Raw genomic sequence first — 23028 nt, forward strand, 5'->3', positions numbered from 1 at the left:
TGAACGCCTTCAGCAGACTTATGATCAACTCCGGTCGAGCGTTTGTCGGATGCGAGACCTGCCTGACGACAACAACTGGATCCCCGAAGTGCGCCGGGCCATCGGCAACTGGGTACGCGCGGAACGAGAGCGACAAAACCTGACACAAGAACTGGTCATCCTCGCCGCGCGCATGGACCGCGTCACCTCTGGCGCGTAGAGACCGGCGAGGAATCGAAGCTCGGCACACTCCTCCGTATCGCCTAGGTCCTCGACATCCCGCTCGCTGACCTCGTGAGATGACCCGCCGCAACACCGGAGTCGACACGAGGACGTGGACGCTGATCTCGTCCCACTATGGGGCGGCCGCGGGGCTCAGACGCGGGCAGTCACGATCAACGTGCCGATATGGCCAGGCTTCGGCGCATCGAGGACTTCCGCCTTGGCAGTGCCGAAACCGGCCCGGGTCAGCAGGCGCTCCCACACTGCGGGCCGATAGCTGTACCGGTAGGTGAACATGGCCTTCCCCGCGAACCCGCCCTTGTACATACCCTGCGGCCCGTAGGCGCCCGGGATGGCCGGCGGCTGGGAGAACACGAACACGCCGCCCGGGGCCAGGTGCTCGCGAACCAGCGGGAAGAGGCGGGCAGGGTCGGTGAACCAGGCCGCCCCGAAGATGGAGTACACCGCGTCGTACAGGCTTTCATCCGCGACGAACCAGTCGAGGACCTCACCCTGCTCGATCCGTACTCCAAGCGGCGCCCACCGGTCTCCGGCAAGCTGCACCATGCGCGGCGACAGGTCGACCCCACTGACCTTGACGCCCTGTTGCGCGAGGTAGGCAAGGGCGCGGCCGGTTCCGCAGCCGATCTCCAACGCTGACTCGGGGCCGCCGAGCAGCTCGGCGCCCGGTCCATGGCCGGCGTACTGCGTCCAGCAGAACGAGGGCTCGGCGTCAGGCTTGAAGGCCGACTCCGCGAAGGCGTCCCAGAGTTCGGTCTCGGCGGGGATGTCGTGAGGTACGGGCACAGCAGTTCCTCTGATCGTCGGGGGCCGGGGACCCCCGCCCTCGGGAGCCGTGAGGACGGGGGCGACTGTAGCGGGCTCAGTGGCTGTCGGGGACCTTGTCGTCGCACGGCGAGCAGTTCGCGCCATCGATCGCCCAGAGTTCCTCGTCGATCTGCCGGCCCTGGCTCTTGAGGAAGTCGCCGGTGCGCAGGCACAGGCCGTCGCTGCGGCGTTCGGTGAACGGGGCGTGGTGCTTGTACCGGCCGCCGTTGTAGAGGCGGCAGATGCCCCACCAGACGGGTGTGTCGAGGATCAGCTGGTGGACGCCGATGTCGACGAGCTTGCCGACGCCGAGGTGTTGGTCCGGGTTCTCGATGGAGCCCATGACGTACATCATCCCGTTGGCGAGGATCCGTTCGGCCATGTCGCGGACCATCGTGTGGTCGCGCAGGAGCAGCGCGATCTCGCGGTCCCAGAGGGGCATAGCGGAGTCGAAGATGTTGGCGGTCAGCTCGGTGATGTGGGGAGCGACCGCATTGAGCAGCTCTTGCGGGTCGCGGGTTTCGGGTGTGGCCGCACGCTCTAACGCAATGCTCACGTCTTCCTCCAGTTGTGGATGGTGCCCCCGGTGGGGGGCGATGTCCGTCCGCTCGTGGTTGCAGAAGCGGGCGGGGGTCTCTCAGTAGCGCACGGGGTCCTGAGTGGTCTGGATCGGCGTTTTCTTGCACAGGACCAGATGCTGGTGGTCGGTGGCGCCAGCGGACGAAGCGCCCTCGTGAGTCGAGTACTGCTGGCCGGGGCGGATCGGCTCATCGCAGCGCCCGCAGATCATCGCCGGGCTTGCTTCCACGCCCACTTCAACGGGGCGCCGACGCGGCATACTTCGCTGGTCTGGCACCGCTCGCACTCGAACAAGTGCCGTATCCAACCTTGATACGTCTCGGTGACCCGCTCGACGACGGCCGCCCTGCTCATCCGAAGTGCTCCGCCCCAAGCCGCGGAACCAAGCTGTCCTCGAGCGCGGCCTTCAGCGCTGCAGCATCGGTCAGCCAGGTGTCTTCACCCGGGCACATCCGCCAATACGGGCCAGGCCCCTGCGTACGTCGCGTCGGAGGAATCGTCACGCTGCTCCCGGCCCCGAGCGGCCTCGTTGTGTCGACGTCCCACATCGAAGCCGTCCCCACGCGGACGAAGAAGTACAGGCTCGTGGTGACCGGGTCGTCGACGACAGCGCCGCAGCGCGAGCCGAGGATCTCCATGACCGTCAGGCCAGTACTGCGGGTCACGCGGATCGCGTCCCAGTCCGTACCGGCCCCCTGGAGCGTGCAGCCTGCGGATGTGTGTAAGCGCGTCGTCGACATCGGGACTCCCTGCGGCACCGGTGGTCAGGTGCGTACAAGGGTGGCCCCTGCAATTGCAGGATTCGAGGACTTCTAGAGGCCTTCCTCCCGCACCAAAGAGGACTTTTGATGCACCGTAAGGGGCACTGCTGGCCAACCAGAGGGCCTACCGAGACACTGGTAGCACGCACAAGCAGGGAGGCCCGCCGTGGCTAACAACCTTCTCAAGTCCGCCCGCATCGCGGCCGGCTACCGGTCACAGCAGGACCTCGCCGAAGCCCTCGGTGTCGGCGTCCGCCAAGTCCGCCGGTGGGAATCCGACACACCGCCATGGCCGCAAGGCGACGCGGCACACGCTCTCACACGCGCCCTCGGCCAGGAGCTGGAACACCTGGGATTCACTCCACCTGACGGCGTCGTGCCCGACCGCGGCCGCCGAACCATGCTCACCGTGGGCGCGGCCGCCGTCGGCCTGGCCGTCGTCCCCTCACAGGCCGTCGCCGCCATACAACCCGCCTCCGTCGCCCAGGACTTCCAGGCAGTGACCCGCTCACACCGGCGCCTGTATTGGTCCGTCGCCCCCGCGACGCTGCACCCGTCCGCGATCGCCCACGGCAACCTCGGCTGCGCCCTCCTGCCCGAGACCGCAGGCCAGACCCGAGCCTCCGTCGCGGCCGCGCTCGCCGAGACGTGGCTCCTCGCCGGCCGCATCGAATTCTTCGACCTGCGCGAGCCCGGCCGTGCCGGCCAGACCCTGCTCCGGGCACTCCAGGCCGCAGGCGAAGCCGACGATGCACTCCTTGGCGCCGCGATCCTCGCCCACACCGCATTCATCCCCGCGTGGGTCGGAGACCGGGACTCGGCCGTCGAGCGGATGGTCGCCGCGCGGACCTATGCCCGCCGCGGCCCGGCTTCGGCGGAGCTCCTCGCATGGCTGGACGCAGTCGAGGCCGAGTGCGAGACCCGCTGCGGCAACACGCGGATCGCGCTCCACCTGATTGGTCACGCCGAGACCGTGCTCGCCGGCGGCGCCAAGCACCCGTCTCCGGAGTGGCTCGACTGGTTCAGTGCGGTCCGGCTGGCCGCCTTCAAGGGCAATACCCAACTCAAGGCTGGGCACCTGCCGCAGGCCCGCACCACGCTCCTCGGAGTCCTCGACGACCTCGGCCCGGGCGCCGACAAGCAGATGACGGTCGTCCTCGGTGACCTCGCCGCCGTGGAGGCCGCCACCGGGCAGCCAGAAGCCGCCTGCGAGTACGCGGTCCGTGCAGTCGATCAGCTGGAACGCACCTGGTACGCCATGGGCATGGACCGGGTGCGTGAAGTACGACGCTCCCTCGCGCCGCACCAGCACGAGCAGTGCGTCCGCGATCTCGACGAGCGGCTCTACGGGTGGTCGACGACGGTCAGCGCGCTGTCCCGTTGAAATGCGCGATCAGCCCAGACAGTTCGAGGAGGCTCTCCACCCGGAAGGTGGGGAGTTCCTCAGCCTCAGGAGTCTTCCACTGAATCGTGGCCCAGGGACCGCGGCGGACGAGCGCAGTGGGCATCCCCGAGGACACAGCCGGCCGCAGATCGTTGTCGACCCGGTCCCCGACGTACAGAATCTCTTCGACCTCGAAGGGCACGACCTCCGCGACCCGGTCGAAGAACGCGATGTCCGGCTTGCTCGCGCCCCAGTCGTCAGAGGTGCCGATCAGGTCGACGTCGTCCGCGAAGAGCTCTCGGAGAATCTTCCCCGCGCGGATCGTCTGGTTGCCCGCGATGCCCAGCCACAGGCCATCCGCGCGGAGTTGCGTGAGCGCTGGCCGGACGTCCGGATAGAGGTCGTCCTCGCCGAAGTGCTCCGGCTGGCCCGCGGCCGCGCGCGCCTCGCGCTGCTCGTACAGGTCGAAGCCGGGCTGGAACTCCTGGAAGACGTCGCGGTAGTCTCGGCCTTGGGCGATGACGGCGCCGAACATCGCGTGGAAGGTGTGCCGGGGGACGCCGAGCCAGTCGGCCCAGGTGCCGTACTCCCGGGTCTCGTCTACCAGGCACTCACCGACGTCGAAGATCACTGCGCGAATCATGCGGCGATCATATGAGGGACAGCCTCGTACGGTCCGGTCGGTGTCAGTGTCCGCCCGCAGGAGCCGTATGTCCCCCACCCCCGACGACGGTGGTTCCGCACGGTCTGCTGCCGAGCTCAACGACCAGATACGCGAACTATGGCAGTGGGTCGGCGGGACGCTCAGCCCGGAGCAGCGCCAGGAGTACGAGGCGCTCATCACGGAGCGGGCGGCAGCGGTGCGGGCGGAGCAATGCGACGTCGTCGAGGCGGCCTGATCACCATGCCGGTGCCTCTACGGCGAGCGGCTTCCCACACCCGACGCAGCAGGGAGCACCGGCGTACCCGGTGATGCAGCCGTCGCGGGTCATGCACACGGCACCGCTCCCCGTCGGGCCCCCGCGCAGCTCGAACCACGTCTCGCCGCACTCGCAGGCGGCATGCTGGGCCGGCGGCTGCTCGCGCTCGTGGCGTGCCTTGTCGAGGTTGATGATCGTCATGCGTCCAGGTTCGGGCACCCGGTGTGCCGCTCCCAAGGGGAACGAGTGACCGATCCATGATCGCGCGGTGGCAATCGACCTTCCTCCGGACCTGATCAAAGCCCAGCGCGCGGCGAACGCCGAGCACGCGAAGCTCCTCGAACTGCAGGAACGATTCGAGACCCAGGAAGGCCCTGAGACGAAGGTCTCACCCGGCGCGTGGGCAGACGAGCGGCGTGCGTCAGCAAGCTGGCCCCACAGACACCTGCACCTTCTTCGGGCGCTTGGCCGGAGTGGCGTCCGTGTTGTAACCGGGGTTGTCGCTCGCCCAAGCCGCCAGGGTGCAGTAGCCATCCTGCGTGGGGGACGTGGCCGGGAGGTCCTCAAAGGTGGTCCTGCACGTGGCAATGCTGTATTCCCCCAGCCGCTGCGCACTGTCCGGGAGACCGGGCACCTTCGACCAGACGATGACGTCCCGTTTGGGGGTGCAGTGCTTTCACGCCGGAACCCCAGCGGCGGCGGGGGATTTGGCCGCCCTGGCAGGTTTCCGTGACGGCGCCTGATCTGAGGCCGACTTGTCGGCGCCGCCGCAAGCGGTGAGTGCAGCGAGCAGCAGGACAGACACGGCCGCGAGTGATTGCTTCAATGCCACCCTCAGCTCATTCCGTTGGCGGCCGACTCGTACGCGGCGGCCTGCTTCGGTGTTAGGAAGTGCGACACGCGAACCACGACCGTGCCGTGGACGTAGTCGTACTCGGAGAGCGCCGGCATGCCCTTGGTTACGGCCTGGATGTACTTGGCCCGGGCTGTGGCGTCGGCTGGCGTGCCGAATGCCTCGATGGCGCCGCCACGACTCACGTCGCCCCTGTCTGTGCCGGTGACGTCGTCGGCGGAGACCTGGCTGTCCGTGAAGGTGATCTTCGACGTGTACTGGTTCGGGCGGCCGAGGAGCTTGTTCGGGTCGTTCTCTGCGGTGACGGTGCCGGACAGCTTCGCTGTGCTCATCTCGCTAGAGAGCTGCGAGAAAGCGCCAGCGGCGTCGAGGGACTTCGCGTCGGTGACGCCGTCTTTGTCGCTGGAGTCCTGGCCGGGGGTGCTGCTGCACGCGGTGAGTGCACCGAGGAGGAGCGCGGCAGCCGCGGAGGCCATGAGGGTTCTGTTCATCGCGCGATCATGACGGATGTGAGGACCGAGTGGTGGTGGTGTGGCTGTTCTGTAACGGTGTGTTCGGCTCCCGGCTCGGCAGCAACCCGCAACAGCGTCCGCGAGCCCTGTGGCTAGCGGTAGCATCCCCGCACTGCACGCGATGGGTTCGTGCGCTTCTTGGGGGGTTTGCGATGGGGGTTCGACTATCGGGCGGCCTCGGTCCGTTGAAAGTGTCGCTGCCAGTGCTACCGGCTGCAGGCGGCCTTGTCAGCCTGAGCTTCGCCCTACTCAAGGGTCTGATCTATTTGGTCTGGTTTGAGTTGCTGCTCTGTTACTGGCTGCTTATCGGATGCTGGTGGCTGCTGCGCGCCGTGTACTGGGAGGCACCGCGGGCCGGTTACCGGTGGTGGCAGCGGCGCCAGGAGGCTTCGCCGGGCGGCAGCTGACCGGACAGCAGAGGACCCGCACTCGGAGTCTCGAGGTGGCCCTTCGGCATGCGGGACCCATTAGCCCTTGGGCGGAAGCGGCACGACGCACACCTTCTCCGCTCCCACCTTGTCCTGTCGACTCCCCGTCGGCGCAGTGGGAGTTGACACCCGTAGCCGCTTTCGAAAGATATGTTTCGAGCGTACAGTTTCGAAACATGTCTTTCGAAGATGTGGATGCCCCTCCACGCGAGCACCGCAGGCTCACTGACCCGAAGGCCATGCGGGCTGTCGCTCACCCCACTCGCCTGGCCCTGCTCGAAGCTCTGGGCCGGCGCGAGCCGCTGACCGCGACCGAAGCCGCACAGATGGTGGGTGAGTCCCCGACGAACTGCGCTTTCCATCTGCGCACCCTGGCCAAGTACGGCTTCGTCGAGGAGGCTGGGGGCGGCACTGGCCGCAGTCGTCCCTGGCGGCGTGCTCACATCGGCTTCACTGTCGAGGATTCCGATCCCGCAGGCGATCCCGAAGCCACGATCGCCGCTGCTGTGCTCAGCACGGTGCTGTGGGACTCATGGCTGGAACGGATCCGCAAGATCGGCGCCATGCGATCCGCTTTCCCCGAGCACTGGAACAAGATCACAAGCTCTGCTGAGTCGATCTTCTACCTCACTCCGGAGGAAGCAGAGTCCTTCAGGGCGGAGCTGACCGCCATCCTCTTCCGCTACCGCGAACGGCTCGAAGATCCGTCGCTGCGCCCTGAGGGTGCCATCCCGATGGAGCTGATCCAGTTCACCTTCCCCGCCGATGCTCTGCGCCCGCTGGAGGACTGACCGTGCGTGCCCTGCTTGCCCGCCGCGACGTCCGCCTGCTCGTCCTCGCCAGGATGATCGACATGGCCGGGAGCAATGCCTTGTGGATTGCCCTCGGTATCCGGGTCAAGGAACTCACCGGCAGCAGTTCCGCCGCGGGCCTGACCTTCTTCGCCTTCATCCTCGGCACCCTGGGCGCTCCCCTGGGCGGCGCCCTGGTGGACCGGTTGCGTCGTCGGCCGTTGCTGATCGTCCTGAACCTGGTGTCCGTGGTGCTGGTCTTGCCGCTGCTGTTGGTGCACGACCGCCATAGCGTCTGGATCTGCTACCTCGTCATGACTCTGTACGGGCTGGCCAGCGGCGTCACCAGTTCGGCCATGACCGCGTTCACCCAGACGTTGATCCCATCGGAGCACTTGGGCGATGCCAACGGCCTCCTGCAAACCCTGCTGCAGGGCCTGCGTCTGATTGCGCCTCTCCTGGGTGCAGGTGTGCTGTCCGCATTCGGCCTGGGTCTGTTGGTGGTAGGTGATGCGGCGACCTTCGCTCTGGCAGCCCTGCTCATTGTGCTGATCCGGCAGCGGGAGGATCGCCCGCAGTCGGCGCAGCAAGAGGAAGCTGGCGTCCAGATCGCGGCCGGCTTCCGATACATCGCGCGGACGCCTGCCTTGCGCCAGTTCACCGTCGCCGTGGTGCTCGCTGTTGTTGCCTTCGGATTCTGTGAGTCGGTGCTCTTCGCCGTCGTCGACGCAGGGCTGCACCGTCCGCCGACCTTCCTCGGCGTCCTCGGCTCCTTGCAGGGTGCAGGTGCGATAGCGGCTGGGGTGGCCGCCGCAGTGTTCATGCGACGTGCAGGGGAAGGGCGGACCGTGATGCTCGGCCTGGCCTGCGCTGCCGCAGGCTTCCTTCTGAGTGCGGCCCCATCTCTCTTCGCTGTCGCGCCGGGCGCCGTGCTCATCGGTGCCAGCCTGCCTTTGATCGTTGCGGGCGTCATGACCCTTTTCCAGCGGCGCACGCCGGTTTCTCTGATGGGGCGGACCGATGCTGCGTTGAACGTGCTGATAGGAGTACCGCAGACCGCGGCCATCGGCGCCGGAGCTGCTTTGATCGCACTGGTGGACTACCGCATCATGCTTGCGGTGATGGGGGCCCTGATGGCCGCCTCGGCGCTCTACCTGGCCACCCGCGCGACCCACGCGCCGATCGGGGCAGTAATCACCGCGCCGCTGACGAAAAAGTCCGGCGAGGGGACGCCGACAGCAGTACTACCGCACCGTGGATGACGCTACAAGAGGATGGCTGCGGGCGGTGCCGTTAGTGCGTGCGTGCCCGTGATCACCCGGGTGAGACGGCCGAGGATCTGCCGGAACTGCTTCTTCTCGTACTCGATCCAGTCCGCTCATCGGAGAACACGTAGCCGTCCTTGCATGTGTAGATGATCGGGGTGAGGTGTTCCGCCGCCGCGACATCGCGAAGGTGCCCGATACCTCGGGCAACCCGCGACTTCTTCAGCCGGGTGGCGGCAACCAGCTGCCGGGCGTGCAGTCCGGCGGGACGATGCAAGGACCGCGGCCGACAGTGCGGAGGCAAAGGACATTTTGAGCGCGGGCAACGGCTTGCGTATCTCTTCGTCGGGTGCAACGAGAGAAGGTATGCGGACGGGGTTGGAGGGTGAAACGTCGCCCCCCAATGGTTCACTCTTCCGAGGCCGGGTTGAGGTCGGCCACTTCTGCAGAAGAGGCTGGCGCCGCAACGGCCTTTCGTCTCCCGGGCCTTGGCCTGTCCCCTGCGAGAGTGAGGGCTCCGCTCGCGGTCGGCGGCAGTCGCGGTGGGCGTCGAGGTTCGCAACGTGCCCCCGTTTGGCGGTATTGCGGTGTCGGATGGGTCGGTGCGGCGTTAGTCGTGCATGAGCAGAAGTCGCAGGTTGCGGGATCTGTCAGGTCCTCAGGCGTTCGACCAGCTGCGTGCGCAGTTGGCTCGTGCCGCTGCCGGGGTGGCCAGGGAGAAGGTGCCCCGGCACGAGGCGGTCGAGACGGCGGGTGCGGAGCCGGATGACATCCGCGGTGAGGCGGGCCCGCCACGTTCGAGCTGAGTTTATTACGTCGTCCGCCGGGTGTCAGTTGGCCTTTCGGGTTTGGTGGTGTGATTGGGGGTGCGCCCGCTCGCGGGATGACGAGGCCGACGCGAACAGGTCAGGTGGGGCCGCTGACGTACCGGTAGCCGGTGCTGGTCGGTCGGAGGCGATCGAGGCGGAGGCGGGTACGGCGGCCGGGCTTGGCGCGCAGGTGCCCGGCGCCGCGAGGCAAGGCCGGCTCGACGACCGCGTGGGTGTCATCGATCTCGACGATGCGGACCTCACGGCCGTAGCCGCGTGGGTCGTTGTCCTGCCAGATCTGGCCGACGGCGGGCGCGGGGGCCGGGGTGTCGGTCATGCGGCTTCCCGCCTGTCGGTGCCGGGGCGTGCCCGCGACGGGATGGCGCGCGGCTGGGGCAGCTCGGGGGTTGGCCGGCGCGTCCTCGAACGGCCGGGGGTGCGGGCGTGCGAGGCGCCGAAACCACGCCACGCCGGGCATCGGCTGCGCGTGGTGGCAGAGGCTGGTCGCGGACACGGCGACGACGAGGGCAACGAACGCGAAGACGTCGATCACGCGGCCTCCCTGTACTCGCGGGCGTCGGCCGGCTGCCTTGCTGCCTCGCTGCGGGACCGGAACGGCCGCGCGAGCACGCGCCACATCCAGGTGATACCCAGCACCACACCGACCAGGAACGCGGTCGCGAGCGCGGAGAGGATGACGATCCACAGGAGGATGGCGCGGCAGACCACGAACAGGGTCCCGGCCCCGGGGAACCGGCCGAACCGCCCCTGTTTCAGCGGCGCGATGCCGTCGAGGCCGAGGTGCGGGCTGGGGCCGGGACCGCGACGGGCGGGTGCGCACGCCCGCTGGCGCACGCCACTCCCTGCGCGCACGCCACCCGCCGCGTCGGGCCGGCCCCCGGAGAGGAGCGGTCAGCCGATGCGGGCCTCGCCGTAGGGCACCAGCCGCACCGGTCCGGTCAGGCCGTACGCCTGGCGGGCCGTACCGCCGTAGACCGCCGGGTCGCTGACCCGAAGCCGGTTGGCCAGCGGAGTGGCGACCTCGACCTCGATGACGTTGACACCCCGCACCAGAAGGCCGCCCAGGTCCACGACGGGATGGATCTGGTCGACGGGGTCGAGCCGGTGACCGTTCACGGTGACCCGGCAGGTGTCGCTCACGCCGCCCAGTTCCAGGCGCGCGCCGCGGCCGCCGCTCCAGCCGTCGGCGAGGGTGACGGTGGTGCGGTAGCGGCCGATGCCCGCCACGTCGGCGAGTTCGGTGATCTGCGACCAGGGCAGCAACGCGTCGAGGGCGAGGTCGTGCCGGAGGACGGTGGTCTGTGAAGCCGTGTCGCCCGGTCGCCAGTCCTCGACGCGCAGCTTCCAGGAGGTGAGCTCCATGGGCTCCGGGACGGCCTTCAGCGTCGTCCGCACGGTACGGCCGGAGGACAGGACGGTGCTGTACGTGCCCGCCGTGGCGGCCCGGACGGTGAGCCCGGCGGCGGTGAAACGCACCTCGTCCGCGTCACTGCTCACCGCGTGGGTGCGGCCGCCCCGACGGTCGCCGAAGAGGCCGGGGCGGCCGAGGGCCACGATCAGGGTCTCGGCGGGCTGCAGGGTGACCCGCACGGTGACGGTGTCCCCGGCCTCGGTGTAGCGGGCGAGGCGTTCGGCGCGTCCCGTCCACGGGTCGAGGAGGTGGGGGACGGCGTCGGCCGTCGTGCGGCGCAGGGTGACCTCGTGGTCGATGGCGGCCACCGGGGGTTTGACGGTCTCGGCGTGCTTGCCGTTGCACAGGTAGTAGTAGTCGACGCCGTCGGCCACCCGGCGGGCGTTCAGCAGGGTGGAGGAGGTCGCGTACCGGACGTCCGGCTCCACCCCGAGGTCGGCGAGCGCGGCAGGGACGCCGGCCTTGTCGGCGATCTGACGGACCCGGGGCTGGGCCAGCAACTCGGCCACCAGGGTGCGCAGTTCCTCGCTCTCGCCGGGGTCCGGGACACCGGGCGGGACGACGGTGTCCCAGGCGCCCAGCAGGACAACGGGCAGTCCGGCACGGGTGAGGCGCAGCAGGGCGCGGGCATCCGGCAACGCGAGGGTCACCGTGGAGCCGTAGAAGAAGTCACCCTCGACGAAGAGGGCCTTGTACGCCGGGCCGTCGGGTGCCAGTCGTCCCCGGCGCACGGTGGCGCTCGGCAGATCGAGCAGGGGGCCGCTGAGGAACTGGTGGGTCCAGCCGAGCGGGATGCCGGTCGCGGTGAACCAGGAGGCGCCGATGCCGGTGGCGGTGTAGCCGGTCTGCCGGAAGACCGCGACGTCGGCGCGCGGGCGGCCGGTCTGCAACACCTGGTGGACCCGGCTCAGATACCCGGACACGTCCTGGACGTGCCGCCAGGTCGGGTGCCTGGGCCCCCAGGACTCGCCGTAGCCGACCGTTCCCTTGTACGGGGTGAAGGCCGCGTATCCCGGCCAGTTCACGCCGGGCAGCTCGGCGTACGAGAAGCCGTGCACGACCGTCTGGTTGACACCGGCCGCGTAGGCGCCGCCCATGGTGCGCAGGAACTTCTGCCAGGTGGTGTTGTACGCGCCGCCCGCGTACGCGCCCGCCTCGCAGGACAGCACCGTATGTCCGGCCATGTCGCGTCCGCCGGCCAGGCAGCGGTAGTCGTCGAGGTTCTTGAAGCCGAGGGACTCGCCCTCGGGGATGTCGAGGATCGCTGCCGAGGCGATCGCGTCGGTCTGCAGGCCGTAGGGCTGGGAGCGCAGCCGCAGGCCGAGTGAGTGGGCCCAGGTGCGCAGCGCCGTGACGTGGTGCCGGTTGAAGAGGCCGGAGACGGTCTCCCAGAAGTCGTGCCGGATCTGCCGGGTGACGCCGGCCTCGAACGCGTAGACCTGGCTGCCGTGGTCGAGGACCACGGCGGGCAGCAGCGGCAGCAGGGAGCGGCCGGTGTGGGCGAGGAAGGCGTCCGGCAGCGCGGGTGTCCACTGCAGTCCCTCGGTCTCCAGCTCGATGGAGTCCTCGAACAGTGCCCCGCCGGACACCTTCAGCAGCCGGCGTACGGCGGGGGTGAGAACGCGGCCCTCCCAGAAGTCGGTCACCGCCCGGGTGCCGGCCGCGCTGAAGTGGTCGACCACGTACGCGGCGGGGGCGGTGTGCGGGCCGCCCTCCGGGGTCTGTCCGGAGCCGCGCACCCAGTACGAGAGGATCACCCAGGTGCCGTCGTCGGGCGCGGTCCAGGTGAGGGTGCCGGCGGTGACGGCGTCGCTCAGGTCGGTCACGGAGTCCAGGTCGAGTCCGGTCTCCTTGCGGGTGGAGTTCGCGGTGTTCAGGCGGGCCGCGTGCACCAGCAGCAGGTCCTGGCGGGTCACCCCGGGCGCGGCGGTGTGGACAGGAGCGGGGACGGTCCCGGAGTAGGAAGTTCCCGCGGTCAGGGTGACGGATCCGTAGGCGAGTTCCTTGACCGCGGCGTCGCTGTCCGGGGTGATGCCGGGGACCGCCGCGGGCCAGCTCGGGCCGATGGTGAGGTCCACCGTGATCCCGCGCCGGGCGGCCTGGGTGAGGGCCGCCTCCACTCCGGTCACCCAGGAGGCGCTGCCCCAGCCGTGGTGCGCCGTGTCGAGGACCGCGCTGTCCGTGACGCTGTGGTGGACGGCCGCTATCTCGGCGCCGCCGAAACCGGCGTCGGCGATCTGGTCGATCTCCCGTCGGATCTCGTCAGGGCGCACGAGCCCGTCCGGCCACCACCAGCGGAACTTCGGCCGTACCTCGTGACCGGGCTCGGCGAAGGGCAGGGACGAGGACGTAGTGGACGCGGCGGCGGCCGGTACGGGGAGGCGCCAGTCCAGCGCGCCGGCCGCGGCGGTGGCGACGGCGGCTCCGAGGAGGGCGCGGCGGGGGAGTCCCGTACGAGGCGTCGGGGCGTGGTTGCTCATGGATCTCGTCCACTCTCTCGGAGGGCAGCACAAAGAAGACCCCTGCGGGCCCACGGCTTTGAAACGTTTTAATCCTTGGGGAAACTAAGGCGCCCGATCCGGGAGCGTCAAGATCCGTGCGTGCGGCAACTTCCGTACGGCCAGGGCGAAGAGGCGTCGCCCCGGGCCCGCGGGACGGACCGGACGGACCCGCGCCCGGGACCGCGCCGGGCGGGCGCGACGAGGGCCGAAGCAGCCGGCCGGGCCGCCCCGCACGCGGATATCAGGAAGTTGTCAGCGTGTGGGAAGCGTCTCCGACCTGCACCGTTCATGCCCGCCGGCGCCTACCATCGGCTGGGTGTGCGCACATGTGCTGGTCGCGGAGGACGACGAGAAGCAGGCGGAGCTGATACGCCGCTCGCTGCTGCAGGAGGGACACACCGCGACCGTGGTCCACGACGGCGCGGCCGCCCTCGACGAGGTCCGGCGCCTCAGACCGGACCTCGTCGTCCTGGACCTGATGCTCCCGGTGATCGACGGCTTCGGGGTGTGCAGGGTGCTGCGCAGGAACGGCGACATCCCGGTCCTCATGCTCACCGCCCGCTCCACCGAGGACGACGTCCTGCTCGGCCTGGAACTCGGCGCGGACGACTACATGACCAAGCCCTACAGCCCCCGCGAACTGATGGCCCGCATCCGCACGGTCCTGCGGCGCAGCGGGCGCGCGGCCACCGAGCAGGACCGGGTCGTACGCGCCGCCGGCATCGCCGTGGACCCGGTGCGGCACGAGGTGCACTGCGACGGCTCACGCGTGGAGTGCACACCGGGCGAGTACGAGATCCTGCGCGCCATGACCGCCGAGCCCGAACGGGTCTTCTCCAGAAGGCAGTTGCTGAACTGCACCCGCGGCAGCGACCGGGCCTCCACCGAGCGGGCCATCGACGTGCACATCATGAACCTGCGCAGGAAGATCGAACCGGACCCGCGCCGTCCCGTGCGGCTGCTGACGGTGTTCGGCGTCGGGTACAAGCTCAGCGGCGAGCGCGCATGAGGTCCGGCATACCGCTGCGCAAGAGCCTCCTCGTACGGCTGATGATCACCTCGGTCCTGATCGCCCTCTGCTCGGTGGCGGCGACCGCGTGGCTCGCGGTGCAGACCACGACACGCGCCATCCAGGAGGAGCAGGGGCAGGCACTCGCCGACGACACCGAGATCCTCCGGCAGCTCAGCGGATACGCCGCGACACACGCCGACTGGTCCGGCGTCCGCACCACCCTGCGCGAACTGTCGGACAGCACGGGACGCCGCGTCGCGCTCACGGCACCGGACCGCACACCGATCGCCGACTCCGCGCCCCCCGGCACCGCCCTGCCGCCGGGCGCCGCGGCCACGATCGACCCCCTGCACACCGACACCTACTCCGAACCCGGGGCGCAGCTCAGCGGCACCGACCCCCGCGCGGTGGGCCCCTACCGGCTGACCTCCCAGGACCGCGCCCGACTGCGGATACTGGCGACGAAACGCCAGAATTGCTTCCGGCGCAACGGCATCGAGACCACCATCAAGGTGACACCGAGCGGCCGCCCCGTCCTCATCGACGCGAACGGAGTCGACGGCAACGCGAACGTGCCGAACGAATGCGCCGACGGACTGCTCAACACCCCCACGCACACCGAGCAGACCGCGCTGGACGAACTGACGAGGATCGCCCGGCCGTGCCTGGACCGCGAGCACGTGGGCCCCACCGCGTTCATCGAGTTCGGTGTCACCGACCGGAGCATGGAACCGGACTTCGCCTTCAGCAAGACGGCGCACGACGGTCAGGACACGGCGCGCCAGCGCAAGGGCAAGGAATGCGTCACCGAGGCACGCCGCGAACAACTCGACCCCACGGTCGCCCCGGTCGCCGAACTCTTCCTCGGCACGGGCGACACGGCCGTACCGCACTTCGACATGTCACCCGCCAACAAGACCAAGGTCGTCGCCGTCACCGGTCTCGTCCTCGCCCTCACCGTGGCCGTGACCGCGCTGGTCGCCACCCGACTCGTACGCCCACTGCGCGCGCTGACCCAGGCCGCCCAGCAACCGCCCGAGGCACACGCACGGGTTCCGGTCACCACCCGGGACGAGACCGGCATCCTGGCCATGGCCTTCAACGAACTGACCGAGCGCCGCGAACGGCTGGAGGCCCAGCGCAAGGCGATGGTCAGCGACATCGCCCACGAACTGCGCACCCCGCTCACCAACATCCGCGGCTGGCTCGAGGTGACCCGGGACGGCATCGTCGCCCCCGACCCGGAACTGCTCGCCTCCCTGCACGAGGAGGCGATGCTCCTCCAACGGGTCATCGACGACCTCCAGGACCTCGCGGCAGCCGACGCGGGCGCCCTCACGCTGCACCCGGAGGCGGTCCGCGCCGACGAACTGATCGAACAGGTCGCCGCGGCGCACCGAGTGGGGGCCGAGGCGGCGGGCATCGCTCTGCGGACGACGGTGGACGGGACGCCGTGGTTCGACGCCGACCCGGTCCGGATGCGGCAGGCGCTCGGGAACCTGGTGTCCAACGCGGTACGCCACACCCCGCAGGGCGGCACGGTCACCCTCTCGGCACGGCGGGTGGACGGCGAGGTCGTCCTCGACGTGACCGACACCGGCAGCGGCATCGCGCCGGAGGATCTGCCCAGCGTCTTCGACCGGTTCTGGAGAGCCGAGAAGTCGCGCAGCCGACGCACCGGCGGCAGCGGGCTCGGCCTGTCCATCGTCCGCCAACTCGTCGTCGCGCACGGGGGTACCGTCACCGTCACGAGTGAGGTCGGGGCCGGCTCGGTGTTCACCCTCAAGCTTCCCGGCGGCGACCCGCCGACCGGCCCGGACACCGACCGCTGACCTGCGCAGGGTGGTGCTGCCGGTACCAGGATCCGCGTTCCTCCTCACAGCAGGGATCTGGTTGCCCCGACTCCCCGGGAGCACTGTGGTCCCATGAACACCATCAGGATGTCCGGCGCCGGAATCCGGGTCACGCCCCTGAGGTCGCTCGCGGGACGCACCTACGTCCCACGCGGCGGACGCGGCGCGAGGACCGCGAGCACGGGCCTCGGAAGCACAGGCGCCGGAAGCGCGAGGGTCGGAAGCATGGGGATCGGAAGACGGGGAGAAGAGGCGGAAGGCCAGATTTCAGCGGTCGAGGCAACCGGGGCCGGCGGTGAAGACGCCGGGGTGCCGCCCGTGACAGGGAGTCTTCCCGGCCCTGCTGAAGGCCTCAGCCGGCGAACGCGAGGACATCGCGCGTTTGAACTGCGGGTTTCCGTCTCTAGGTGCGTGTTCGCCGTGGATCGAGGCCCCCGACGACTTCGTGGTCGGGGCGAGGCCGGCGTAGGAGGCCCGGTGGGCGGCGGTGGGGAAGCTGGGCCGTCGCCAAACGTGACCGCAAGGTGGCGGCAGTCCCGACGGTGACCCCCGCAGTAGACCCAGGAGCAGCTACACGGGATTTTCTGCGGTCTCGCCCCTTCACGCCAGGCTCACGGCCTGCATCTGTCTGCGATGAGCCGTGGCACTCCTGGCGTCCACTTTGCCTTGAGGTGGCAACCAAAGTGTAGCAACGACACCTTCCGCGGGGCGGGAAGCTCGGCGCAGACGGACTGCCGAGCCGGTGGCGACGTGCCTGTGTGACTGGGCCGAATTCGGCTTCGGTCAGCACACGGGTCGCGTGGCGTGCGCTTCGCGCAGCAGTAGCGCGCGCCCTTGTGATGGCTGGCAGCCCGTGCTGTGCCGCTCCGCCGGACCGCGGTCAGCGAAGGCCGCCGCTCTCCTGGGTTGCGATGAAGTCGAGGGTGTAGCCGGGGACCTGTATGCCGCGGCAGCCGACCGGGTCGGCTGCCGGGTCTGCCCCGTGCCCACAGAGCGGCCAGTGGGCGTGTGCTCATGGTGCGGCGCTCCAGGGATGTGAGTCGGTGCCGCTAAGGACGTGCTGCGGACGGGCCGGTTCAGGCCTGAGCGAGGTCCGGTGGCCGCAGTGCCCCGGGAAGCCCCCGGCAGCCACCTCGCGGACACGCTGCTGGGCGCCAGCCGTGCCACAGACGGTGGAGGTGCGCCGGATCGGCCGTCAGCACTCGGCACCTGGGTCTACTACCAGGTCGCCCCGTCCGTGGTGGCGGCCATGTCCGCCCTGCTCGACCTGCGCTCCTGAATTCCGTCTCAACGGGGCGTGTGGCGGCTGGGTTCGTGCTGGCCTGGCGGTGGCGACAGGCCAGCGGACGCTGCGCAGGGGGCTTTTTTCGGATCGTGTGCGGAGCCAGATCACGAGTGCTGTGAGGGTGACGGTGCCGAGGTAGATGTATCTTCTGGCGGCGGCACGCCGTCGAGCGCTGCTTCAACCGGGACCTCGTAGCAGACACGCGAGGGGTGCCGCGGGCCCGTGGCACCCCTCGCGCGCGTCAAGTGGCCGGCAGGCCGGGCTTACTTGTGGATGCGCGTCACGTTGTGGCTGTTGACGTTGACCTCGTTGTGGATGTCCCCGACGTGGAAGTCGATGAGCCCGCACAGCAGGCAGCCCGGGTTGTTGGCCGGGGGAGCCGGGGCCTGGGACACGGTGACGGTGGTGGTGTCGCTCGAAGCGCCGCAACTGTCGTCGCCGTTGTAGGCGGCGGTGATGGTGTGTGTTCCGGTGGTCGTGAAACCGGTGGTCAGTGAGGAGTGTCCGTCGGCGGAGACGGGCGCGGTCGCCAGGAGGTCCGGGCCGTCGAAGAACGACACGCCGAGGCCGCCGCTCGGGTCCGAGCTGCAGGTCACTGTCGCGTCGAGACTCACCAGTTGCCCGGTCGTCGCCGAAGAAGGCGTGGCCTGGACCGTGGTCGACGACTGATCGGCGGCGGCAGCCGACGGAGCGAGGAACAGCACTGTGGCCGCCGCCGCTACGGCGACCATGACTCCGGCTTTGCGCGCACGACACGCTTTCACTGAGGGGCCTCCTCGGTCCGATTGTCAGGCGGGGGTTCGCCGTAACCGTTCGGAGCGTGACCTTAGGCCGCTCTCGATGGCATATGCGGGAGGCGCGGGTCCCGGCGGCCCCACCTGAGTCATCGGCTCGCTCGAATGGGCGGGAGCGGGCCGATGGCGCGGGGCAGGCGCGGGCCGGCGGCGCCGATGCCGTGGTACTGGCTAGATCGCGGGAGGCGCGACCCGCTGGTAGGTGAGCGAGTTACTGGTGCCGCCCGACGTCGTGACGCTCACCGGCACCGGACCCGCCGGACCTGCCGGGGCGATCGCGATCGCTGTCGTGTCCGACACCACGGTGAAGGCCGCCGGTACGGTGCCGAAGTGGACCGCGAAGGTCGTGGTCAGCCCGGTGCCTGTCAGGGTCACGGCGGCGCCCGCGCCCGTCGGCCCCTGCGCGGGCGACAGCGCGGTGAGCGCCGGCGCTGCCAGGTAGGTGTAGATGACGGAGTTGCTGGTGCCACCGGGACCGGTGACGGTGCACGCGACGGATCCGCTGCCGGGCGGGGCTACCGCGGTGATCTGGGTGGCGGAGTTGACGGTGTAGGAGCTCGCCGGGGTGCTGCCGAAGGTGACGGCGGTGGTCCCGGTGAGGCCGGTGCCGGTGAGGACCACGCTCGTCCCGCCGGTCGCAGGGCCCTGGGAGGGCGAGACGGACAGCAGCGAGGGCGCGTTGAGGTAGTAGAAGAACACCGGTCCCGAGGTGCCGCCGACGGTGGTCGCGGTGACCGCCACCGCGCCAGTGCCGGCCGGGGCGACTGCGGTGATCTGAGTGGCGGAGTTGACGGTGTAGGAGGTCGCGGGGGTGCTGCCGAAGGTGACGGCAGTGGCCCCGGTGGCGCCGGTTCCGGTGAGGACCACGATCGTCCCGCCGGACGTCGGGCCCTGGTTCGGCGCGATCGCGCTGAGGGTCGGCGTGGGCGCGTAGGTGTAGGCGACCGCGTTGCTGAGCCCGGCGGGTGTGCGCACGGTGACGTTCACCGTGCCGCTTCCGGGCGGGACGGTCGCCGTGATCGTCGAGGGGGTGTTGACCGTGTACGACAGTGCGGCCGCGGATCCGAACGTGACAGCGGTGGCGCCGGTGAACTGGCTTCCGTTCAGGGTCACGTGATTGGTGCCCGCCGCGGAACCCGTGTTGGGTACGACCGAGGTGAGGAGGGGAGGGGCCACGGTGACTCCAAGGGGTGTGGTCGGCCTGGCCGGGCCGCGAGCTGGGGGGCACAGAAGCGGTGCGGGCGGGCGTACGCGAGTTCGCACCGCTTCCGCTGGGCACGGGCCCGTGGACCGGAGCGGACCTGAACCGTGCGCAGCCGTGCGTCCAAGACACCGTCAGATGCCGGGACCGGACACGTAGGTGAATCCGCCGCTGGCGGTGGCGCTACCGCCCTCGGTGGTCACGACGACATCGACGGAACCTACGGCGCCCGGCGGTGTGACGGCCACCAGCGTGGCGTTGTTCAGCACTGCGAAGGACGCAGTGGTACCGCCGAAGGTGACGGCCGTGGTGGACGCCAGGCCGGTGCCATTGACGGTCACCGAGGTACCGCCGGACGTTGGCCCCGAGGCGGGTGTGAGCGAGACCAGCGTCGGCGCGTCGACGTAGGCGTAGGTGAGCGGAGCGGTCGTGCCCCCGGTGGTGGTGACGGTGACGTCGACCGAGCCGCTGGAACTGCCGGCCGGAACGACCACCGACAGCTGGCTGTCCGAGACGACCGTCGGCGTCGCGCTGTTGGAGCCGAAGGACACGGCGGTGGCCGTGGAGAGTCCGTAGCCGTTGATGGTGACCGTGTTGCCGCCCGCGGTCGGACCGGAGCCCGGGCCCACAGACACCGCGATCGGCGGGCTGATGTAAAAAAGGGAGAGCGAGTTGCTCGTCCCTCCCGCGGTCGTCACGTTGACGTCGACGACGCCGCAGCCCGCGGGGTCGATGACGGTGATCGAGATCGGCGTGTTCGCGGTGATCGTGGCCGTCCGGGACCCGAAGTGGACGGCGGTGGCACCGGACAGGTTCACGCCGGTGATGGTGACGGTTGTTCCGCCGCTGGTGGAGCCTTGGTTGGGACTGATGGGCGTGAGGGGTTCCTCCTCACTCGGAAGTCTTCTCCGAGCAGCGACTGGGTGTCCCGATCCGCGGACGTCCCGAACCGGCCCAGGCCAACACTTCCGGCCGCCGGCGTAGGGGGATGTGCGGAGGCCCGTCCGGACGGGATGAGTTCAGTCCCGGGAGAGAGGCTTGTCCGCGGCGACTCAATGGACCATCGCCCATTGATGCAGACACCTGAAGTAACCCATCAGGGCGATCGCCCCGCCAAGGGAATTGACACGGTATCAACCGTTTGGCGGAGCGCGCTTGACGTGCGAGACGGCGCGTTCCGGTGGTACATGGTCACCTGTCGGGCCATCACAACCGCGGAGGGTTCCACGACGTGCGCACCACCCGCACTGGTGTGCGGGCATAGGCGGTGTAGAGCGGGGCAACGGCGACGTCGACTCCGAAGGCGGGCCGGATGCCGACGGCCGCGGCGGTCTTGGCGACCGCACGGCCCTCAGCGACGGTGTTGCGGTTGGTCAGCGTGGGCGCGCTTCATCCCACGCGCGGCCGCTGCCTGGTGGCGCCCTGCCATCGTTCTCGGAACATCGAACATGCTCCCCGGTGCACGGCGCCCAGACCCTTGAACAGGGACGAGGAACGCGTCAACCATGCCCGGGGCCGGTGCGGTCCAGGCAGCGCGTCAGCTCGCCTGCGGTGCCCGGCGTCAGCTGCTGGGTGGCGCTGAACTTCCGCACGTCCGCAGTCGGCCGCTCCAGCTCACGTACGGCGGCGTGAACGTCGTACGTCCGCAGTACAGGCTTACGGAACCGGTCCCCGGACCAGACGTCCCGGACCCAGTACTGCGGCCTGCGAACCGGGCTCGTGCAGTCGTACCACTGCCTCAAGCTGTTCGACGAACACGCCGCTCTCCCCGTCGAACTCGGCGCCGCAGCCTGGTGCGTCGGACGCCTGAGGTGTCATCCGGTCAGAACGTCAACGGTGTGTGCCCTGCTGCTCAGGCTTTCCCTTTTTCGGTATGGCAGTCGTACTCCGTGCCGTTGTCGGTCTGGCAGGACGTGAGGACGACTGTGGTGCCTTCGCTGATGTTCAGGTTGTAGGTGACGGGGCCGTAGACGGAGGACTGGCCCGGATAGCGCACTCCGTTGACGTACGCGGCGACGCCCTTACCGTCCGACACCAGGTCGTTGATCGTGAGGTATTCGCCCAACGCCTCGAACTTGACCGAGTCGACGTGATGGCCATCCGCCTCGTGGTAGATGTAGCACGACCGGCCGCCTGCGTCGCCGTCGTCGTTGAAGCAGAAGGCTTCCATCGCGGAGGCGCTTGTCTGGGTGAGGCCGAAGCACGCCGCCAAGGCGGCCAGCACGACTACAAGACGTCCAAACTTTCGCATGCCATCTCCCCTGCACATAGATGAACTTGACGTGAACATTGAGTGCCGTTGATTTTTAGCACGCGGGGGGAAGCTCTCGATCTTTCGAAACCTTCTCGTGACCAAGACGCTCGCCCCTTTGCGGCACCACGGCAATGCCGCATACGCGTCTCAGCGCACGTCCCCGCATCCCGGCGCGCGGCCCACCTGACCGAACGCACCGTGGCACACCACCTGGGGGCGTGTGGCTGGTCCGGTGTAGCCGCCGACATCGGCGTCGACGGTTTCCGCGTGCTGGATCCTCTGCCATGCCGAGCGGCGGCCTGCACGGTATGGAGAGGCGCCGCGTTTCGCGACAACACCCCCGACGCCCCGGCTCTTTGCGCAGTGGATGTGTCCCGTGCTGGACGCGTGGCTTTGAGCCGGGTCAGCGCGGGACTCCGTGTTCCGCCGAAGCTGGCGTTCGTGGCGGAAGATTTCAAGTCCAGTGAGACGGTCGTGAGGTTATGAGATTTGTGGTGCGGGTTCCCTGCGCTTGGCCGGGTCGTTGATCCATGCCTGCTGGGGTATCCGGGGTGGTCGGGGGCGGCGGCCGAAGCGTTCGGGGTGGCGGGCGTATGCCTCGGCGAGGGTGACGGCCCGCTGGTCGCGGACCTCCTCGGCGGTGCCGAAGTGCACGCTGGCCGGTGTGTGCCAGCCGATGCTCGAGTGCCGGTGCTCGTGGTTGTAGTACGCGATGAACGCGTCGAACCAGTCGCGGGCGTGGGCGAGCGAGTCGAACCGTTCTGGGTAGTCGGACATGTACTTCGTGGTCTTGAACTGGGCCTCGCTGTAGGGGTTGTCGTTGGAGGTCTTCGGCCGCGAGTGCGACCGGGTGACGCCGAGGTCGATCAGCAACTGCGAGACCTTCTTCGAGGTCATCGAGGTGTCGCGGTCCGCGTGCACGGTCTGGGGCACGATGCCGTTGCGGGCGATGGTCTCGCGGATCAACTCCTCGGCCCGCGCTGCTGATTCGGCCCGCTCGACGGTATGGCCGACGATGTAGCGGCTGAAGATGTCGAGGATGACGTAGGCGTGATACCAGACGCCCTTGACCGGTCCGGCCGCCTTGGTGATGTCCCTTGTGTCCTGAACGTGAAAGGAAGCGTTGGTAGGCAGCTTCAAGTAAGCGGTGCTGTACGGATGATGAAGGTTTTGGCCCTTCGAAGCCGCCCTGCGGGGGGAGGCTTCAAACCACCTCATGCTGCGTTGGTTAATGACCGTCGTGGTGAGCGATGAGGAAAAGGCATCGGAAGAGATGTCAGGTGGGGGCCGGGAAGACGAACGCAAGTGAATCGCTGCTGACGTGTCGTAACACAATCAGACGACGTCGAAACCGGGGTATGGGAT

22 protein-coding genes and 1 pseudogene are annotated in these 23028 nt (G+C 69.2%); 8 read left to right on the forward strand and 15 right to left on the reverse strand.

The window, feature by feature from the left end; translation table 11 throughout:
* Positions 1-49: 49 nt before the first annotated feature.
* Positions 50-199, forward strand: a complete 150-nt coding sequence (locus tag HEP85_RS37530) for a hypothetical protein (protein WP_248002257.1) — start codon at positions 50-52, stop codon at positions 197-199.
* Positions 200-354: 155 nt separating this feature from the next.
* Here HEP85_RS37530 and HEP85_RS37535 read toward each other — a convergent pair whose 3' ends face one another.
* The 3 genes from HEP85_RS37535 to HEP85_RS37545 form a co-directional block, all read right to left on the reverse strand.
* Entirely contained in the window at positions 355-1008 is a 654-nt protein-coding gene (locus tag HEP85_RS37535; RefSeq protein ID WP_168531884.1) for a bifunctional 2-polyprenyl-6-hydroxyphenol methylase/3-demethylubiquinol 3-O-methyltransferase UbiG, read from the reverse strand.
* 76 nt (positions 1009-1084) lie between these two features.
* On the reverse strand, positions 1085-1585 hold the full coding sequence (locus HEP85_RS37540) for a hypothetical protein (protein ID WP_168531885.1): 501 nt from the start codon (positions 1583-1585) through the stop codon (positions 1085-1087).
* Between the two features lie 373 nt (positions 1586-1958).
* Complete coding sequence (locus tag HEP85_RS37545; protein WP_168531886.1) at positions 1959-2348, reverse strand: hypothetical protein; 390 nt, start codon at positions 2346-2348, stop codon at positions 1959-1961.
* A 187-nt stretch (positions 2349-2535) separates the two neighbouring features.
* On the opposite strand from HEP85_RS37545, the gene HEP85_RS37550 reads away from it, so the two are divergent.
* Positions 2536-3753 carry a helix-turn-helix transcriptional regulator gene (locus HEP85_RS37550; RefSeq protein WP_168531887.1) on the forward strand — a complete coding sequence of 406 codons (1218 nt, stop codon included), beginning with the start codon at positions 2536-2538 and terminating at the stop codon, positions 3751-3753.
* Here HEP85_RS37550 and HEP85_RS37555 read toward each other — a convergent pair.
* Positions 3734-4396 carry an HAD family hydrolase gene (locus HEP85_RS37555; protein WP_168531888.1) on the reverse strand — a complete coding sequence of 221 codons (663 nt, stop codon included), beginning with the start codon at positions 4394-4396 and terminating at the stop codon, positions 3734-3736. The genes HEP85_RS37550 and HEP85_RS37555 overlap by 20 nt on opposite strands.
* A gap of 67 nt (positions 4397-4463) precedes the next feature.
* On the opposite strand from HEP85_RS37555, the gene HEP85_RS37560 reads away from it, so the two are divergent.
* Entirely contained in the window at positions 4464-4652 is a 189-nt protein-coding gene (locus tag HEP85_RS37560) for a hypothetical protein (protein ID WP_168531889.1), read from the forward strand.
* On the opposite strand, the gene HEP85_RS37565 is transcribed toward HEP85_RS37560, so the two are convergent.
* Positions 4653-4874, reverse strand: coding sequence for a hypothetical protein (locus HEP85_RS37565; protein WP_168531890.1), 222 nt, complete (start codon positions 4872-4874; stop codon positions 4653-4655).
* Between the two features lie 633 nt (positions 4875-5507).
* The gene (locus HEP85_RS37570) at positions 5508-6017 is read right to left on the reverse strand and encodes a hypothetical protein (RefSeq protein ID WP_168531891.1); all 510 of its coding nucleotides are present in this window, start codon (positions 6015-6017) and stop codon (positions 5508-5510) included.
* 625 nt (positions 6018-6642) lie between these two features.
* Between HEP85_RS37570 and HEP85_RS37575 the strand changes: the two genes are divergently transcribed.
* Positions 6643-7257, forward strand: a complete 615-nt coding sequence (locus tag HEP85_RS37575) for a helix-turn-helix domain-containing protein (protein ID WP_365227998.1) — start codon at positions 6643-6645, stop codon at positions 7255-7257.
* Between the two features lie 2 nt (positions 7258-7259).
* A complete protein-coding gene (locus HEP85_RS37580) occupies positions 7260-8519 on the forward strand; it encodes an MFS transporter (protein WP_168531893.1) in 1260 nt (419 codons plus the stop codon).
* Between the two features lie 909 nt (positions 8520-9428).
* Here the strand turns inward: HEP85_RS37580 and HEP85_RS37585 are convergent.
* From HEP85_RS37585 to HEP85_RS37595, 3 genes are read right to left on the reverse strand one after another with little or no spacing between them, the layout of a single operon-like run.
* Positions 9429-9884, reverse strand: a complete 456-nt coding sequence (locus HEP85_RS37585) for a hypothetical protein (RefSeq protein ID WP_369658021.1) — start codon at positions 9882-9884, stop codon at positions 9429-9431.
* Positions 9881-10186 carry a hypothetical protein gene (locus HEP85_RS37590; RefSeq protein ID WP_168531896.1) on the reverse strand — a complete coding sequence of 102 codons (306 nt, stop codon included), beginning with the start codon at positions 10184-10186 and terminating at the stop codon, positions 9881-9883. Before HEP85_RS37590 ends, HEP85_RS37585 begins: the two co-directional genes overlap by 4 nt.
* Positions 10187-10243: 57 nt before the next feature.
* Positions 10244-13243, reverse strand: coding sequence for a glycosyl hydrolase (locus tag HEP85_RS37595; RefSeq protein WP_168531897.1), 3000 nt, complete (start codon positions 13241-13243; stop codon positions 10244-10246).
* Between the two features lie 337 nt (positions 13244-13580).
* Here HEP85_RS37595 and HEP85_RS37600 point away from each other — a divergent pair, with 337 nt between their 5' ends.
* Complete coding sequence (locus tag HEP85_RS37600; protein WP_168531898.1) at positions 13581-14273, forward strand: response regulator transcription factor; 693 nt, start codon at positions 13581-13583, stop codon at positions 14271-14273.
* A complete protein-coding gene (locus HEP85_RS37605; protein WP_168531899.1) occupies positions 14270-16108 on the forward strand; it encodes a cell wall metabolism sensor histidine kinase WalK in 1839 nt (612 codons plus the stop codon). The genes HEP85_RS37600 and HEP85_RS37605 overlap by 4 nt, the downstream gene beginning before the upstream one ends.
* A gap of 393 nt (positions 16109-16501) precedes the next feature.
* On the opposite strand, the pseudogene HEP85_RS37610 reads toward HEP85_RS37605, so the two are convergent.
* Positions 16502-16653, reverse strand: a pseudogene (locus HEP85_RS37610) (transposase); the annotation flags it as partial.
* Between the two features lie 572 nt (positions 16654-17225).
* On the opposite strand from HEP85_RS37610, the gene HEP85_RS37615 reads away from it, so the two are divergent.
* On the forward strand, positions 17226-17408 hold the full coding sequence (locus HEP85_RS37615; protein ID WP_248002258.1) for a hypothetical protein: 183 nt from the start codon (positions 17226-17228) through the stop codon (positions 17406-17408).
* A gap of 269 nt (positions 17409-17677) precedes the next feature.
* On the opposite strand, the gene HEP85_RS37620 is transcribed toward HEP85_RS37615, so the two are convergent.
* From HEP85_RS37620 to HEP85_RS37640, 5 genes are all read right to left on the reverse strand, one after another.
* Positions 17678-18145, reverse strand: a complete 468-nt coding sequence (locus tag HEP85_RS37620) for an Ig-like domain-containing protein (protein WP_168531900.1) — start codon at positions 18143-18145, stop codon at positions 17678-17680.
* Between the two features lie 234 nt (positions 18146-18379).
* The gene (locus HEP85_RS37625) at positions 18380-19384 is read right to left on the reverse strand and encodes an IPT/TIG domain-containing protein (protein ID WP_168531901.1); all 1005 of its coding nucleotides are present in this window, start codon (positions 19382-19384) and stop codon (positions 18380-18382) included.
* A gap of 159 nt (positions 19385-19543) precedes the next feature.
* Complete coding sequence (locus HEP85_RS37630; protein WP_168534461.1) at positions 19544-20281, reverse strand: IPT/TIG domain-containing protein; 738 nt, start codon at positions 20279-20281, stop codon at positions 19544-19546.
* Positions 20282-21261: 980 nt separating this feature from the next.
* Complete coding sequence (locus HEP85_RS37635; RefSeq protein ID WP_168531902.1) at positions 21262-21660, reverse strand: hypothetical protein; 399 nt, start codon at positions 21658-21660, stop codon at positions 21262-21264.
* A gap of 483 nt (positions 21661-22143) precedes the next feature.
* Positions 22144-22803, reverse strand: coding sequence for a DDE-type integrase/transposase/recombinase (locus HEP85_RS37640; protein ID WP_168531903.1), 660 nt, complete (start codon positions 22801-22803; stop codon positions 22144-22146).
* Positions 22804-23028: the final 225 nt, after the last annotated feature.

The organism is Streptomyces sp. RPA4-2 (genome assembly GCF_012273515.2).
GTDB lineage: Bacteria > Actinomycetota > Actinomycetes > Streptomycetales > Streptomycetaceae > Streptomyces > Streptomyces kaempferi.